This window comes from Pedobacter sp. (assembly GCF_035317785.1).
Classification (GTDB): Bacteria; Bacteroidota; Bacteroidia; order Sphingobacteriales; family Sphingobacteriaceae; genus Pedobacter.
In genome coordinates, this window is sequence record NZ_DATHGC010000382.1 from 1 (window position 1) to 15,675 (window position 15,675).

General features: G+C 43.2%; 13 protein-coding genes. 7 read left to right on the forward strand and 6 right to left on the reverse strand.

The window, feature by feature from the left end; translation table 11 throughout:
- A partial coding sequence (locus tag VK541_RS24000) for a DUF92 domain-containing protein (protein WP_324373142.1) occupies window positions 1–435 on the reverse strand: 435 nt, incomplete at its 3' end.
- A gap of 61 nt (window positions 436–496) precedes the next feature.
- Here VK541_RS24000 and VK541_RS24005 point away from each other — a divergent pair.
- Both VK541_RS24005 and VK541_RS24010 read left to right on the forward strand, forming a co-directional pair.
- Window positions 497–2,731 (forward strand): beta-galactosidase, encoded by a 2,235-nt coding sequence (locus tag VK541_RS24005; RefSeq protein ID WP_324373143.1) that lies wholly within the window; start codon window positions 497–499, stop codon window positions 2,729–2,731.
- 149 nt (window positions 2,732–2,880) lie between these two features.
- Complete coding sequence (locus VK541_RS24010) at window positions 2,881–3,147, forward strand: hypothetical protein (protein WP_324373144.1); 267 nt, start codon at window positions 2,881–2,883, stop codon at window positions 3,145–3,147.
- A gap of 9 nt (window positions 3,148–3,156) precedes the next feature.
- Here the strand turns inward: VK541_RS24010 and VK541_RS24015 are convergent, their stop codons facing one another.
- A complete protein-coding gene (locus VK541_RS24015) occupies window positions 3,157–3,696 on the reverse strand; it encodes a hypothetical protein (protein ID WP_324373145.1) in 540 nt (179 codons plus the stop codon).
- Between the two features lie 2 nt (window positions 3,697–3,698).
- Window positions 3,699–4,175, reverse strand: a complete 477-nt coding sequence (locus VK541_RS24020) for a sigma-70 family RNA polymerase sigma factor (protein WP_324373146.1) — start codon at window positions 4,173–4,175, stop codon at window positions 3,699–3,701.
- Window positions 4,176–4,325: 150 nt separating this feature from the next.
- Between VK541_RS24020 and VK541_RS24025 the strand changes: the two genes are divergently transcribed.
- Window positions 4,326–5,399: a DUF3500 domain-containing protein gene (locus VK541_RS24025; protein ID WP_324373147.1), complete on the forward strand. Its 1,074-nt coding sequence runs from the start codon at window positions 4,326–4,328 to the stop codon at window positions 5,397–5,399.
- Here the strand turns inward: VK541_RS24025 and surE are convergent.
- Window positions 5,375–6,106, reverse strand: coding sequence for a 5'/3'-nucleotidase SurE (surE, locus tag VK541_RS24030; RefSeq protein ID WP_324373148.1), 732 nt, complete (start codon window positions 6,104–6,106; stop codon window positions 5,375–5,377). The genes VK541_RS24025 and surE overlap by 25 nt on opposite strands.
- Before the next feature lie 55 nt (window positions 6,107–6,161).
- Here surE and VK541_RS24035 point away from each other — a divergent pair, with 55 nt between their 5' ends.
- The 4 genes from VK541_RS24035 to VK541_RS24050 all read left to right on the forward strand — a co-directional run bounded on the left by VK541_RS24035 (window position 6,162) and on the right by VK541_RS24050 (window position 13,113).
- Entirely contained in the window at window positions 6,162–7,073 is a 912-nt protein-coding gene (locus tag VK541_RS24035) for a diacylglycerol/lipid kinase family protein (protein ID WP_324373149.1), read from the forward strand.
- 93 nt (window positions 7,074–7,166) lie between these two features.
- The gene (locus tag VK541_RS24040; protein ID WP_324373150.1) at window positions 7,167–9,170 is read left to right on the forward strand and encodes a DUF3857 domain-containing protein; all 2,004 of its coding nucleotides are present in this window, start codon (window positions 7,167–7,169) and stop codon (window positions 9,168–9,170) included.
- Window position 9,171: 1 nt separating this feature from the next.
- Complete coding sequence (locus VK541_RS24045) at window positions 9,172–11,067, forward strand: DUF3857 domain-containing protein (RefSeq protein WP_324373151.1); 1,896 nt, start codon at window positions 9,172–9,174, stop codon at window positions 11,065–11,067.
- Between the two features lie 27 nt (window positions 11,068–11,094).
- Window positions 11,095–13,113, forward strand: coding sequence for a DUF3858 domain-containing protein (locus tag VK541_RS24050; protein WP_324373152.1), 2,019 nt, complete (start codon window positions 11,095–11,097; stop codon window positions 13,111–13,113).
- On the opposite strand, the gene VK541_RS24055 is transcribed toward VK541_RS24050, so the two are convergent.
- Together VK541_RS24055 and VK541_RS24060 are read right to left on the reverse strand one after the other, a co-directional pair.
- The gene (locus VK541_RS24055) at window positions 13,114–14,388 is read right to left on the reverse strand and encodes a pitrilysin family protein (protein ID WP_324373153.1); all 1,275 of its coding nucleotides are present in this window, start codon (window positions 14,386–14,388) and stop codon (window positions 13,114–13,116) included.
- Complete coding sequence (locus tag VK541_RS24060) at window positions 14,381–15,625, reverse strand: pitrilysin family protein (protein ID WP_324373154.1); 1,245 nt, start codon at window positions 15,623–15,625, stop codon at window positions 14,381–14,383. Before VK541_RS24060 ends, VK541_RS24055 begins: the two co-directional genes overlap by 8 nt.
- Between the last annotated feature and the right edge of the window lie 50 nt (window positions 15,626–15,675).

Consider the following 15,675-nt stretch of genomic DNA (forward strand, 5'->3'; position numbering starts at 1 on the left):
GTAAAACCGCCGTCCATAAACTATGCCCAGTTCAGACGATAATGTATCAGCCAGGGCTGATGCCAGACTGCAGGCCATCATGAGCAGGTACAATTTGCTGTGAACGGGATCAATGACGGCTGTCAGCGCCATTATCGCCGCTACACCACCATTGGCAAATACTTGTCCTGCATCCCTGATCTGTGCATGCGCTCCTGAATCAACCAGTCGTGCCTTAAATCCTTTCTGATGAGCGGTGGCCAATACACTCAGGATAAAAAAGCCGCATAACATCAGCAAACCCTGAAACTGTGCAGCGAGGTAAACAACGCAGCCAATCATCCCGGCGGTAAGGGCGGCGGCTATGGTCAGCTTTTTTGCCCTGACACAAACCACCATCATTACTGTCAGTAAAGCAGGGACTAAAAAATAAGCGGTTCCGCCGGGAATCATCATAGCTCGTAAAATTAACTTTTTTTACTACTTTAACACTTTCTCTCTTCGCATTTGGACTGTTATGAAAAAAACATTGCTGTCGGCAGTTATACTGCTCACGTTTGCATTTTGTAAAGCACAGGTGCCTGATAAAAGCTGGTGGACCTTTGTCTATCCTGATAAATCGCTGGACAGCGGTTTGCTGAACCTGAGGTTTTTGAATGAGGAGTTTGCAGGAAAAAACGGCTTTATCCGCCTCAATAGTGATGGAAATTCTTTTAGAAACAACAAGGGAGAAGTCCGGTTCTGGGCCTGTAATGGCGGCAGCCTTGCCAGTGAATTTAATGACGCGCAGCTGGACAGCCTGGGCAGATTCCTGGCAAAGATGGGGGTCAATGTGGTCCGGTACCACGGTGCCATCAACCCGAGAGGAAAAAACACGAAGATCACGGACGTCAACACCAAGGAGATCACGGACATCTGGCGCTGCGTTGCGGCGATGAAAAAGCATGGGATTTATACGGTAATTTCTCCATTCTGGCCGCATAATGGCCATATGGGTGGGTGGGTACCTGAAGAATGGGGCATTGAGGGGTATTCTGGTAAAGATGACCTTTGGGCGGTGCTCTATTTCAATGAAAAACTTCAGGAAGGGTATCGTTCCTGGGTAAAATACCTGTACACGACACCAAATCCCTACACAGGAGTAGCGCTGAAAGATGAACCGGCGGTCGCGGTCATACAGATCGAAAATGAGGATGCCGTCTTCTTCTGGACGATGGGCGCAATAAAACCTGCGCTTGCGAAAATGGCGGGCAGGCAGTTCGCCGGGTGGCTCAAACGGAAATATGGTTCGCTTGATGCGGTAAAGCAGCGCTGGGGCAATGCTGTCCTTAAAGAAGATAACTTTCAGGAGGAAATTTTTGGCTTGTACCACATCTATGAACTGACGGTCCCGGCAAAGGAGGCGGTTGCAAACCGGCTGAGGGACCAGACAGAATTCTATGCGTATAAACAGCGTTCTTTTTATGACGGCATGGCGGGCTACTACCGTGAACTGGGCTGCAAACAGCTGATCAACGGAAATAACTGGCGGACAGCCTCTCAGAGCCGTTTGCTGGATCTGGAAAGGTGGACCAACAGCGGTGTGGATGTGCTTGCTGCCAATAAGTATTTTGATCCGCAGCATAAGGGGCCTAATGATGGCTGGCGGATAGATCCGGGGGATTTTTATGGCGCGCCTTCTGCGCTGAAAAACCCGGCTGCTCTTCCTTCAAACATTAAGCATGTGGCCGGGCATCCGATGATGGTTACGGAAAGCGGATGGAACCTGCCCAATAAATACCAGACTGAAGGTCCCTTGCTAATGGCCGCGTACGGCGGGCTTACGGGTCTGGATGCTTTCTTTTGGTTCTGTCCTACGGCGGTGACCTTTGCCAAACAGCTTCATTTTTCTTTCTTGAATATAGCGGGCCAGCATCCGATGAACAGGTGGAGCACATCTACGCCCGGTGAAATGGGGATGTTTCCTGCGAATGCTTTGATTCAAAGGCTCGGTTATATCCGGGAGGGCGCCGCGGTAAAAGAGCAGCGCAGCATGAACAGCATGCTCAGCAGGTCGGTGCCGCAGGTCTTTGAAGAGCAATCTTTTGATCCGAACCGTGATTTTGTCATAGCGGATAAAAATAATGAAGGAAAGGCTGTTTTATCCCCGCTTGTGTTTTTAACGGGCGGTGTATCTACGGAATACGGTGTTAAAAAGGACACGATAAAACTGACTGGGGAACCCGGCAAGCTGATTGACGCTAGGAAAATGCAGGTAATGTCGGTTACGGGCGAACAAAAGCTCGATTATGGGAAGGGCATTTTTGTACTCAATTCTCCTAAAGCCAAAGCGGTATCCGGCTTTTTAAACACACAGAAGATATTTGACCTGGATAACGTGGAGATCCGCTCGGACAATGAATATGCAACCATAGAGCTGGTAAGCATGGACGGAAAAAAACTGGATAAATCTAAGAAGATACTGCTGCAGGTGGGTACTATTTTCAGGCCCTCCAACTGGAAGGAAGAGCCCGCCACATTTGATCACAACAACCAGAAGGTCAATGGATTTAAAATTACCAATACAGGCAGTCTGCCATGGATGGGTATGCCGGCAAAAGGAAGTGTCAGTATTAAAAACCGGTTGATTAAGAAAGCGACGCAACTGGATGCCGCAGGATACGGGATTAAGAAACTGAGCCTTAAAATCACAGGCGATAATCTACACTTAAACCTGCCTGAAGATGCTTATTACATCTTGCTGGAACAATAGCAATTCAGAAAGCCGTTCTGTTCATTGGGCACCGGGCCGCTGCCGGGGCATACAGAACAAACAAAAACGCTTAAAACTGGTTATTCATAGGAGGGTTTTGACAACGACAGCCGAAATCTCAAAGCGATACCTATTAATTGATTTAAATTATGGCATGTAATTTCACATTTGAATACACCAAACCCAAAACAGAAATGGTCAGTAAACTTGAAGCAGCTATTTTGGGCCAGCACGGATCTTTTCAGGGGGATGAAGCTGGCGGAGAATTTTCATTTTCAACTATGGGCTTTTCTTTCAGGGGAAACTATACCATTGCAGGTGATCAAGTAGCTGTTGAAGTTACCAATAAGCCCTTTCTTGTATCCTGCAGTAAAATTGAATCAGAGATTAAAAAATACATCACAGCTGATACCTGACAGGCATTTTTAAAAATCCCCGATTGTCTTCGCTAAAGTCCTGACCCGCTTAGCCCACAAATTGCCAAGCCATATCAGCTGACCTAAAAACACCAGCAGCAATGCCGTCAGCAAGAGGTATTTGGTGGCATTAAACTGTATGTTATAGGTGAAGAATAAAAGAAAGCCCGCCATAAACAGCAACCTTGTGCATACAGAAATCACAGCAAAGGTTTTTATTTTTGAAAGATAGCGCCCAAGTGAAGCCTTAATGTCGCTGCCGTTAATCAGGTATCTGGAAAAACTATACCCGCTGAGGTTATGGATCAGCGAACAAAGAACAGCGATCACCAGTATCAGATTGACCAGCATCGGTTTCTGATCGCCGTCAAACATCGTATAATAGCAAAGCAAAAAAGCAGACCAGCCCGTGATTTCTATGATAAATTGTTTTCTGATCTCTTTTAATACGGGATGCCGGCTTTCCAGCAGCATTGCTTTTAGTTCCTCGTTTGTCTTAGCAGGAGTCTCTGCTTTATTCCAGGTCGATTTCAATTGATCAAGTTCCATCTTTATAAGTTTAAAAGTTTTTGAATTTTATGTTTGATGCGGTTTAATTTTACCCCGACATTGCTTTCGCTAATACCGGTAACTTCTGCGATCTGCCGGTAACTCAGATCTTCGAGGTACAGTGTAATGATGGCCTTTTCTCCATCGTCCAGTCGTTTTAATGCCAGAAACAGCTGTTCCTGCCGGATTGCTAAATTTTCATCCTGCAGGTCATCAGCATGATCTGGCAATACAGGATGATATTCCACAGCCGGTCTTTTCTTCCGAAAGGAAGCAATTGCAGTATTGAGGGCGATGCGGTACATCCAGGTACTTACCTTTGCTGTCCCTTTAAATGAGGGGAATGCTTTCCAGAGCTGATAGGTAATCTCCTGAAACAGATCTTCGCGGTCTTCAGCTCCATCGCGGTACATGCGGCAAATTTTATGGACGATTCCCTGGTGTGTTCCCATCAGTGCTAAGAATGCCTGCTCATCCATATTTTTTGGTAATTGAAATATTCATATGATGTCATTTATCAATAAGTTGCAGAAAACAGAAAATACTTACAGCACAGAAAAGATACTTTCTTATTATGAAGGAATGTTATAAATTTAAACAACTTAATATAAGCCTTTAAATTTAACCACATGTCCGGTTTGAAAAATCCATATAATGCTGTACTCATTGCAGTGATCGCCTGTATTGCTGTAAGCTTTACCCCTGCCCCTAAAAAATCAATCCGCGCTAAATCCGGGGTTGCGGCTAACGTCGTGCGTCTGGCCAATGCCTTTAAAGCTACGCTAACCCCCGAACAGATCGCTAAGCTGGAGATTCCGCTAACCAAAACGGCGTCGGTCAAATGGACCAATATTCCCGGAGGGGCATCTAACAGGAACGGACTGCAATTCAGCACCCTTAGTCCGGAACAGTTGAATGCGGCAAAAGCAGTGATCAAAGCAGCATCGGGCACTGCTGCCAATGAAGGTTATGACGAGTTTCTGCAGATCGGTCTGGCAGACGGCGTAATTGGCAAAAGCGGTAGATCCGGGTATGGTCCCGGCGAATACATCATCGCTTTTTTGGGTACTCCGGCTTTGACCGGAACCTGGATGCTTCAGTTTGGCGGTCATCACTATGCACAGAATATTGTCTACAGTAAAGGGACGACTGCAAGCGCCACACCTATTTTTCAGGGTGGCGATCCCAGAGAATGGACGACAGACGATATCAAATATGCACCGCTGAAGCAAGAGCATGATGGTATGGCTGCTTTGCTGGCTTCATTTACTGCAGATGAACTGACAAAAGCAAAGGTTGACGAAAAGTTTGGAGACGTGCTGCTGGGAACCACTAAGGACGGCAAATTTCCGGCTATAAAATCCGGCATTAAGGTAAGTGAGCTCAGTGCAGCCTCTAAAGCAAAAGTCCTAAACGCCATGATGCCATGGCTCAATGATATAGACGCGGACATCAGGGCCAGGCTGCTAAAAGTTTACAGCAGGGAACTTTCGGACACTTATGTGGCTTATTCCGGGAATGCTGTCGGTATCAGCGGAGATCAGAATTCTTTCTTAAAAGTAATCGCAGATTACGTTCGTATAGATGGTCCGGGGGTTTGGATTGAATTTGCCTGTCAGCCGGGTGTATATTCCAAACAGCCGCATTACCATACCGTGTTCAGGGACCATCGGCTGGATTATAATAATTTATGGAATTTTTGAGCCAGTTCTGCTTCATTGGTGAGATCCAGCCTTAAGGGTGTGATGGACACCAGGTTATTTTCGATGGCCCAGCGGTCTGTGCCTTCTTCTGCTGCTTCCAAAGGGATGACGGTGATCCAGTAATGTTTTCTTTGCATGGGATCTATTCCTGGTACTACTTTACCGTCATAAAGCCGGACAGATTGTTTTGTCCATCTGACTCCAGTGGGGTTCGGAGGGAAATTCACATTGTACAGCCCCAGTGCCGTACTGCTTAACAATTCTGCCAAAGCCTGTGCTACATAAGCGTCAAGTCCATTAAAATCCGGTCCGGTCTTGCCTACCGGTGTGCTTAGGGCAACTCCCCTTACTCCCAATAAAACGGCCTGCTTTGCGGCTGCCAGTGTTCCTGAATGCCACATAGAATTCCCAAGGTTTGGCCCCATATTGATCCCCGACAATACAATATTGGTATCCGGATAAATGTGCAGGCCTAATGCCACGCAATCTGCGGGTGTACCGTTCACCCTGTAAGCATCTATACCTTCAAATACAATAGGAGATTTTTTAATGGACAAGGGCCGGGAATGCGTTATGGCATGCCCCATTGATGATTGTTCTACATCCGGGGCCACAATCCGGACCTCGCCAAAACGCAGGGCAATTTTTGCAAGTGCAGCTATTCCGGGACTATAGATACCGTCGTCATTGGTGATCATGATTTTCATAGTAGATTATTTAGTATGTTTAAAACCTTATTTGCCCTCATATTGTTCAGCTAATATGAAAAAAAACGGTAAACTGGTCAGATTGGTGCACAACCCTACTGCCGGCGAAGGTGAGTACTCTAAGGAAAGGATCATCGAGCTGATAGAATCGCATGGTTACCGCTGTGCTTATTCATCTTCTAAAAAGAAGCTGCTCAAAATGATAGAGCCTGAGACAGCATTTATTGTGATTGCCGGAGGTGACGGCACGATCAGGAAGACCATTATGCGTTTGCTGAACAAAAAACTAAAATACAAGCGTCCTATTGCCCTGCTTCCTTTTGGTACGGCCAATAATATTGCCACGTCACTTAATATTCCTGAAGACAATACCAGGAATATCAGTTCCTGGGCCGGTTATCATCTGAAAAAATTTGATGTAGGCCAGGTTACGGGCCTTCAAAAGGCGTCTTATTTTATTGAATCATTTGGTTTCGGTTTGTTTCCAAGGCTCATGAAAACACTGAAGAAGATGAACAGGGACCACATAAACAGTGCAGAGGGGGAATTTGAAATGGCCTTGAAAGCGCTGCTGGAGATTACCAGAAACTATCTGCCAGTCCCATTTAGAATTGAGGTAAATGATAAGGTGATTGAAGGCCGGGCCATCATGATAGAGATCATGAATATTTCAAGCCTGGGGCCTCATCTTAAACTGAGTGAAGATGCTGATTCAGAAGACGGTTATTTTGATCTGGTGATCGTCACTGAAAGACAAAGAAAAAAAATGGAAGATTATGTCCTGAAGAAAATGGAGCAAAAAGACCCGGTATTTCCAATTAAACCTATCCGCACCAAAAGTCTGAGCATCAACTGGAAGGGATATGATGTGCATGGGGATGATCAGGTGATCAAAGTATATGACGAGGTCAATTTGGAAGTTTCCTTGCTGGATAGTTTGCTGGAAATGGTAACGGCGACGAAATAAGATTAAAACAATAGAACAAAGGCAATTATTTGGCTAATAAATTTTTTACTTGCCAGTATATATGTTATTATTGTCTATCTAAATTAAAGCTCAATGAATACCAAGATAACGGCTCTCTTATGCTGGCTGCTTACAGCTGCGTTGTTCACCTGCGCCCAGGAAAAAAAGGCGAAACCCAAAGATTTTAAATATGGAAAGATCAGCCCAGAAGAGTTTGAAATAAGAGCAAGTGGGGCCGATTCAGCGGCCAGTGCTGTTGTTTTATTTGACGTGGGAAGAGGCCGGTTCGAATTAAATCCGAAGACGGGCGACTTCATGTATGTCATGGAAAGACATGTCAGGTATAAGATCTTCAATAAAAATGGATACGATTACGCAAATCTTGAACTGGAGCTTTATAAAAAAAATAGTTTTGAAACTGCATTGGATCAAATGGATGGAGCCACCTATAGTATGGAAAACGGCAAAATGACAGTTGACAAGATAAATAAGGAATCTAAGTTTACGGAAAAGCAGGACAAGAACTACACCATTAAGAAATTTGCATTGCCTAATGTCAAAGAGGGCTCCATTATAGAATATAAGTACCGTTTGAAATCTGACTTTATCTTTACTTTAAGGTCATGGAATTTTCAAAGAGAAATACCTACGCTTCATTCAGAATATGAGATCACCATTCCGGAATGGTATAAATACAGGGTAACAGGCGGGGGCTATGTATTTTTAAATCCTAAACAGGAACTTGTTAATCAGAATTTCATGACTTCAGGCGGTTCGGTATCACTTACGTGCTTGAAAATGAACTATCACGCAGATTCTGTTCCGGCACTAAAGACGGAAAGTTTCGTAACCACCATGCGTGACCACATCAGCAGAGTTGGATTTGAGTTGACATCCGTTACCGTTCCGGGACAAGTTTACCGGGAATTCACGAATACCTGGCCGCAGTTAATCAAAGGCCTTAAAAGTGACGAGAATTTTGGAGGCTTCATCAATAGAAAAAGCTATATAAAGACACTTGTCAAATCAATAGTAAAGGAAAACGCCAATCCGGATACGACCTTAAAACTGATATTTAATTACGTCAAGAACAATATCAAATGGAATGATGACCATCACTTTTATAGCTCGGATGTAAACCCAAAGACAATTTTCGAAAAAAAAACAGGCAACTCTGCAGACATCAACCTTAGTCTGTACATGCTGCTTACAGAAGCAGGAATAACTGCCTCTCCGGTTCTGCTAAGTACCAGGGATAACGGAATTCATCCCGGTCTTCCCATGCTGTCCGTATTTAACAATGTTATTGTGCTGGCGAGCGTCGGTGACAAACAAATACTCCTCGATGCGACTGATAAGAATCATTTTCCGGGACTTATCTCCTATGATGACCTGAATCATGAGGGTTTCCAGATTGATCTGGCACAGGAAAATGGAAAATGGATCTCTTTGGATGACAATAGCCTGAGCAGAAAAGTGATTACTTATGCTTTATCGATGACCGATGAAAATAAAATGACCGGTAAGCTCTACATGAGTTCTACAAGTTACGAAGGGCTTAACCGGCGGAATAAGTATCTGTCGGCCACCGATCAGGAAGACTTTCTAAAGACTTACAAAACCGGAAAAACCGGACTGGCAATTAAGAATTATCAGATAGGTAATTTGGATAACCTGACTGAGCCACTAACAGAGACCATGGATGTGATCATTGAAGACAATGTAGAAGAAGCCGGTAACCTGGCTTATTTTACGCCTCTGTTGTTTGAAAGGACCAAAGAAAACCCCTTCAAACTGGAAGACAGAAAATTCCCGGTAGACTTCGGTTATGCGACGGAAGAGATCTATCGTTTGACCATAGATCTCCCAAAGAATTATCAGCTGGATAAGGCACCGAAGAATGAAAAGGTGATATTGCCTGACGAATCCGCTTCATTCAGTTTCATCTTCGCTTCTGAGGGCAACAAAATGATGATCACCAGCAAAATTACTGTTAAAAAACCTGTTTATACAAATGAAGAGTATATCTATCTAAGGGAACTCTTTAAGAATATTGTTAGAAAGCAATCCGAACAAATCGTACTTAAAAAGATTTAACATGAAAGCATGCGTACTTTTTGTCATCGGTTTTTCCTGTTTTATAAAAGCAAATGCACAGGCACCATATGATGTCAGTAAAATTCCAGGAGAATTGCTAAAAAATGCATCTGTGGTGATCAGGAATGAAGAACAGATCTATGAAGTCAGGAATCCGGGGAGTGCTGCGATGGCGTATAAGACGGCTGTCACTATTTTGAATAAAAGTGGGGAGGGTGCGTCTAATATGCATGAGTTTTACAACAAATTCTCCAGCATATCTGATTTGAAAGCTTCCATATATGACGCTGCCGGCAAAAAAATCAAAGACTATAAAGCTTCAGACTTTAGGGACAGAAGTGCTGTATCTGATGGCACCATGTACCAGGATGACCGGGTAAAATACCTGGAATTTTCTCATAACAGCTATCCATACACCATTGAATACAGTTATACCATAGCATACAGCGGCATCAGGAACTACCCCGACTGGTATCCTGCAAATACATGGAACCATGCTGTTGAAGCGTCCAGCTTTGTGTTTAAGATTCCCCAGGGAATGACTTTTAAATACTTAAAAAGTAAGGGAATAACAACCGACTCCAGCAAGGTCAAGGATAAATTACAGTACAAATGGAGTTGCCAGAATGTGAAGGCACTGGAATATGAACCAATGAGCATCGGAATGCGGAACGTGATGCCATGGGTGACCCTGGCACCAAACCAGTTTGAGTATGACAATTCTAAAGCCAATATTGAAAACTGGACAAATCTTGGCTCCTGGATGTATAATCTGAGCAATGGCATGCAGGAGCTTCCCGAAGCGGCAAAAGTGAAAATCCTGAATCTTATAAAAGAGGCTAAAACACCAGCCGAAAAAATAAGTTTACTTTACAAGTACCTGCAGTCAAATACACGGTATGTGGGTGTGCAGCTTGGAATTGGCGGCTATAAACCCATAGCGGCAGAAAAAGTGTTTTCTGTAAATTACGGGGATTGCAAAGCATTGTCCAATTACATGAAAGCCATGTTGGAAGTAGCTGGTATAAAATCAAATCTGGTGGTCATAGGCAACGGTATGCCGTCTTTAAACAAGAATTTTGCCAGCGTAAATCAGGCCAACCATATGATCCTTTGCGTGCCTTTGGAAAAAGACACCACCTGGCTGGAATGCACAAGCCAATATGTGCCATTGGGATATATAGGTAATGACAATTCAAACAGAACTGTTTTGCTGGTCACTGAGAATGGCGGAAAACTTGCCCAGACTCCGGTTTACAGCCCCGCAGACAATTATCAAAAACGATCAGCCATAGTAGATTTAAACGAAGAAGGCAACGCCGATATCCAAATAGAGACGCAATACGGATACGCGCAGTTTGAGGAAAACTTAAGAATGCTGATCATAGATCCAACCGAGCAGCGCAAAAGCCTGATGAATTCTTTAAGTATTCCAAACATGCAGATCGGTACTCTGAGTTATTTCCAGCCCGATAAAAATGCCGCGATGTTAACGGAAAAGATCAGTTTGAAAGCCTCACAGTTACTGACAAAAGGAGGTGACAAACTCTTTCTTACTTTAAACCTTCTCAACAGGCAGGAATCGGCTGTGACCGCTATTGAAGATCGCAAAACACCCTTTGCTGTAAATTACAGTTTCAAGGATGAAGATGAAATTATTTATACCATACCTAAGGGATATAAAATTGAATTCATACCCAAAGACATTTTCATAGAATCAGAATTTGGAAAGTACAGCGCAAAATTTACTGCAAAAGATGATAAACTGGTATATAACCGAACTAAAATGATGATCAGTAAAAAATATCCGCCGGAAAAATACAACGACTTTGCTGCTTTTTATAAAAAAATATACCAGGCTGACAAGCAAAAAAGCATTCTGGCCAAAATGGAATAATACAATATCATCACAAATTATGCGCCCATGAGTCACTTGAGATTTATTCTTTTTGTCACATTAATTGGATTTGGCTTTATCTCCTTTGCCCAGGATAAAGTCGTGTCCGTACAAAAGGAAGTAGCCCAGCGAATATTCAAATATGGAAAGATTACTCCGGAAGAATTTGAGACCAAAGTAAGCGGCGCAGACTCGGCGGCGTCAGCAGTAGTACTCTTTGACGTGGGAAAGGCCATATTTGAACTGGGTGGAAGAAAGGCGAGCTTCGTATATGTTCTGGAACGTCATATCAGGTATAAGATCATCAGTAAAGCGGGCTATGATTTTGCAAACCTGGAAATCCCGCTCTTCAATGTCGGCGAAAATGAATCGTATCTTGATGACATGGAGGGCGCAACTTATAACATGGAGAATGGCAAAGTAGTAATCAGCAAGATCAGCAAGAGTTCCAAGTTTACCGAAAAAAGAGACAAAAATTTTACCATCAAAAAATTTGCATTGCCCAATGTCAAAGAAGGTTCAATAATAGAATTTAAGTACAAAATAAAATCGGATTTCCTGGGGACGCTGAGCTGGCATTTCCAAAAAGATATCCCTACCTTATATTCAGAGTACGACGTAAGCATTCCCCAGTTTCTTAAGTACAATATGAACCAGAGCGGTTTGATCAAAGCAGCATCAAAGCGAGAACTGGGTCAGCAAAACATGGCTTCTTATTATGGCGCGGGAATAGTACAGATTGCCAGAACACAGTTCAGGATAGAGAATGTACCTGCCCTTACATTGGAAAAGTATGTACCTACTATGGACGAATACATCAGTAAGGTAGATTTTGAACTTACTTCTATAAAGATGCCCAACCAGTCCTTTATGGACTATATGATGACCTGGCCTAAAATCATTGCCAAACTCAGAGGCTACAATAACTTTGGTGGATTTCTTGCGCCCAGTGATTTTGTAAAAACTACGGTTGCCAAAATCGTAAAACCAGATACTAAGCCAGATAGTATTGCCTTTCTGATCTTTGATTATGTAAAAAACAACATCAAGTGGAACAATCAAACAGGTATTTATGGCTCAAGCATAAGCGCCCAGCAGGTCTTCGAAAAAAAGACAGGTAATTCTGCAGATATAAACCTCAGCCTGCTTGCATTGTTTAATGAAGCCAAGGTTGAAGCCTCCCCCATCATACTGAGCACAAGAGGAAATGGGAAACATCCCAAATACCCTGTACTGTCCAAATTCGACAATATAATCATCGATGTAAAAATTGGGGAACGTCACATTTTTTTTGATGCAACAAATAAGAACCATACACCGGATATAGTTGCTTTTCAAAACCTGAACCATGAAGGTTACCGGGTTGATTTCAAAACCAATACGGGGAGCTGGATCAATACTGATGAATTCAAAATCAGCAAAAAAAATGTCAGTGGCTATTTAGCGCTGGACAAGGAAAATAAGCTAACCGGTAAGCTGCAGATGTTCAGTACAGACTACACCGCATTAGAGCGAAGGAACAGGTACCTTAATTCGCTAAACGAAGCGGAATACCTGAAATCCTTTAAAGGTGATAAGCCAGGCCTGGGAATTAGCGAATATAAAACCGAAAATATTGACAATCCAAATGAATCCTTCGGCGAGTCAATGGATGTGATCATCGAAGACAATGTAGAAGAGGCTGGCAACCTGGTTTACTTCATGCCTTTATTGTTTGAAAGAACAAAAGAAAATCCCTTTAAGATTGACGACAGAAAGTATCCTGTAGATTTTGGCCATCCAAATGAAGAAGTCTACCGGCTGACCATAGAGATCCCTAAGGGATACACTTTTGACAAACTTCCACAAAACGAAAAGATCAGCCTGCTTGAAGATGCAGCAGCATTTTCTTTCGTGGTGATCCAGGAAGAAAATAAGATTTCTGTAGTCAGCAGGATCTCCTTCAAAAAGTCTGTCTATTCTGTTCAGGAATATCACGATCTGAAGGAGTTGTTTAATCACATCGTCAGGAAACAATCAGAACAGATTGTCGTCAAAAAAAGCTAGCTACATTTTGCCGACAACAACCTTCGTGAAGTCTGAAGTATTTAAATAGCGGTTGGCCAGATCTTTTAATTGCTCAGCACTAATGATTTTTACTGTTTTGATGTAATTGTCGTAATAAGAATAATCCAAACCTGAGAAGTACACGTTTTTAAATTTATCTGCATGGGAAAACGCATTTTCAAGACTGCCCAGCATAGCGCCCAGCATGTAATTGCGTACAAGATCCAGTTCCTCGTCTCCAACCAGCTCAGTTTTCAGCAGACCAATTTCTTTTTCAATTTCTATCAGCGCAAGCTGGCACACATCTGCACCAACCTCCGTTGCCAAAAAGAAATAACCGGCATCTTTTAAAGAAGATACTGCTGAGCCGATGCCGTAAGTATAGCCTTTGTCTTCCCGGATGTTAGCCATTAGTCTCGAGCCGAAGTACCCGCCTAAAAGACAGTTTAATACCTGAAGTCCCGGGAAATCAGCGTGACTCCTGGTGATGGCCAGTGCGCCCATTCTTATTGCGGACTGAATGGCATCTGGTTTCTCTATGAAAATATCACTTCCGGCCCGGTTATCAAAAATAAATTTATTGATTTCAGCAGCATCATTGTTATCCCATCCCCTGCCCATAATCTGGTTTAATGTGCGGAACTCTGTATCTTCAAACTTACCCGCCACAATTATGGTACAATTTCCGGGTTTATAGGCTGCCTTAAAATAATGGAGCAGGTCGAGCCGGTTCAGTTCATCATAGTCAGCCGGCCCGATGTTGGAACCATAAGTCGTTTCACCGAATAACGCATTGGCAAAATCCTTCTTGGCAAGAAAATCATTCTTTTGCAGATTGACCTGAAGTGATTGCTTTTGGTTCTGGATGAATATACCCAATTCCTGGTCCGGAAAAATGCTTTCATTTAAGATAGCATGTAAAATTGGCAGCACTGAAGCCAGGTGCTTGTTTAATGTATATAGCTTGAGGCTCGACTGATCTGCACCATATTCCGTTTGCAAAAAAGCACCGTAATAATCTACTTTATCTGCAATCTCCATCGCTGTGAGCTGCGCTGTGCCATTATTGATCAGATGGTTTGCCGCAACGGCCTGTAAAGGCTTTGCCGGATCCCAGTTTACATTCTCAAATATAAACTCAATCCGTACCAGCTCCTGCTGACCGGCATTTATCGTAAATACCGGTATGCCATTGTCCAGTGTCTGTTTTAAAGGCTCAATGAAACTGATCTCATCAACCTGTTTTGATTCCGGGGCTAGTGTACGGTTAAGCATCTTTTGCTGTTAAATAATATAAAATGGAACATTGCTCTTCTACAAAGGTTGCTTTAGCAGCCTGCATAATTCGCTGAGGAGTCACAGAAAGATATTTGTCAATCTCTGTATTCAGTCCTTCAGCATTGCCCAGCAATTCATAATAAGCAAGGTTCATGGCTTTATCGAGCAGACTCATTTCAGCAAACACCATGATAGATTCTGATTTATTTTTGACTTTAGTCAGCTCATGGCCGCTCACCTCCTGATGGGTCATTTTCTTAAGTTCTGTCCAGATGGCTTCCTCTGCCGTGCCTACAGGAACGCCCTGTACGAGTTTGCCTTCTATGACAAACAACCCTTCGTCTATACTGCTGGTGATGTAGGCATGAATATCGCTAAACAGCTGCTGCTCTTTTAAAAGGCTGTTGTATAATCTGGAGGACTGACCCTGCGAAAGCACATCTGCCATCAGATCATATGCCTGGTATTCAGGGTCTGATCTCGCTGGCATTTTAAAGGCCATATAAATAGAATTAAGGGGGACCTCGGCATGTACAGATTCTCTTCGCGCTGCTGTCTGTACTGGCTCTTTTGGTAGGTTTCTATGGTATTTTCCCCCTGCAGGAATAGGCTCAAACCACTTTTCAGCGAGAGTTTTCACGTCCGCTGTTTTTACATTACCACCTACAACCATGATCGCATTCTGCGGATTGTAATGCTTTTTGAAGAATGCCTTTACATCTTCCATCTTAGCATCTTCAATCTGCTTGAGGTCCTGACCTATAGTTGCCCATTGGTATGGATGCGTTTTATAGGCGAGCGGTCTTAATTTCAGCCATACGTCTCCATAAGGCTGGTTCAAATACCGCTGTTTAAACTCCTCGCAAACTACATTGCGCTGTGTCTCCAGACTTTTTTCTGAAAAAGCAAGACTCAGCATTCGGTCACTCTCCAGCCAAAAGGCAGTTTCCAGATTTACAGCAGGCAGGGTAATGTAATAATTGGTGATGTCATTGCTGGTAAACGCATTGTTCTCGCCCCCTACCCTTTGCAGCGGCTCATCATAGCTGGGAATATTAACTGATCCGCCAAACATGAGGTGTTCAAATAAATGGGCAAAGCCGGTCTTATCCTGTTCTTCGTCGCGTGAGCCGACATCATATAAGATATTTAAAACAGCCATCGGCGTGGTTGCATCCTCATGTACCAGTACACGGAGTCCATTAGCCAAACTAAAACGGTGAAAATCTACCATAGGTTGAAAAATAATTGCGAATATAGGAATTATGAAAGGGGGAATTGTGA

What these genes read in the sequence shown, in the direction of transcription:
- VK541_RS24010 (WP_324373144.1), top strand. Translation starts at nt 2,881, where the DNA reads ATGGCATGTAATTTCACATTTGAATACACCAAACCCAAAACAGAAATG.
- VK541_RS24050 (WP_324373152.1), top strand. Translation starts at nt 11,095, where the DNA reads ATGAGTCACTTGAGATTTATTCTTTTTGTCACATTAATTGGATTTGGC.
- surE (WP_324373148.1), bottom strand. Translation starts at nt 6,106, where the DNA reads ATGAAAATCATGATCACCAATGACGACGGTATCTATAGTCCCGGAATA.
- VK541_RS24020 (WP_324373146.1), bottom strand. Translation starts at nt 4,175, where the DNA reads ATGGATGAGCAGGCATTCTTAGCACTGATGGGAACACACCAGGGAATC.
- VK541_RS24035 (WP_324373149.1), top strand. Translation starts at nt 6,162, where the DNA reads ATGAAAAAAAACGGTAAACTGGTCAGATTGGTGCACAACCCTACTGCC.
- VK541_RS24015 (WP_324373145.1), bottom strand. Translation starts at nt 3,696, where the DNA reads ATGGAACTTGATCAATTGAAATCGACCTGGAATAAAGCAGAGACTCCT.
- VK541_RS24040 (WP_324373150.1), top strand. Translation starts at nt 7,167, where the DNA reads ATGAATACCAAGATAACGGCTCTCTTATGCTGGCTGCTTACAGCTGCG.
- VK541_RS24005 (WP_324373143.1), top strand. Translation starts at nt 497, where the DNA reads ATGAAAAAAACATTGCTGTCGGCAGTTATACTGCTCACGTTTGCATTT.
- VK541_RS24045 (WP_324373151.1), top strand. Translation starts at nt 9,172, where the DNA reads ATGAAAGCATGCGTACTTTTTGTCATCGGTTTTTCCTGTTTTATAAAA.
- VK541_RS24055 (WP_324373153.1), bottom strand. Translation starts at nt 14,388, where the DNA reads ATGCTTAACCGTACACTAGCCCCGGAATCAAAACAGGTTGATGAGATC.
- VK541_RS24060 (WP_324373154.1), bottom strand. Translation starts at nt 15,625, where the DNA reads ATGGTAGATTTTCACCGTTTTAGTTTGGCTAATGGACTCCGTGTACTG.
- VK541_RS24025 (WP_324373147.1), top strand. Translation starts at nt 4,326, where the DNA reads ATGTCCGGTTTGAAAAATCCATATAATGCTGTACTCATTGCAGTGATC.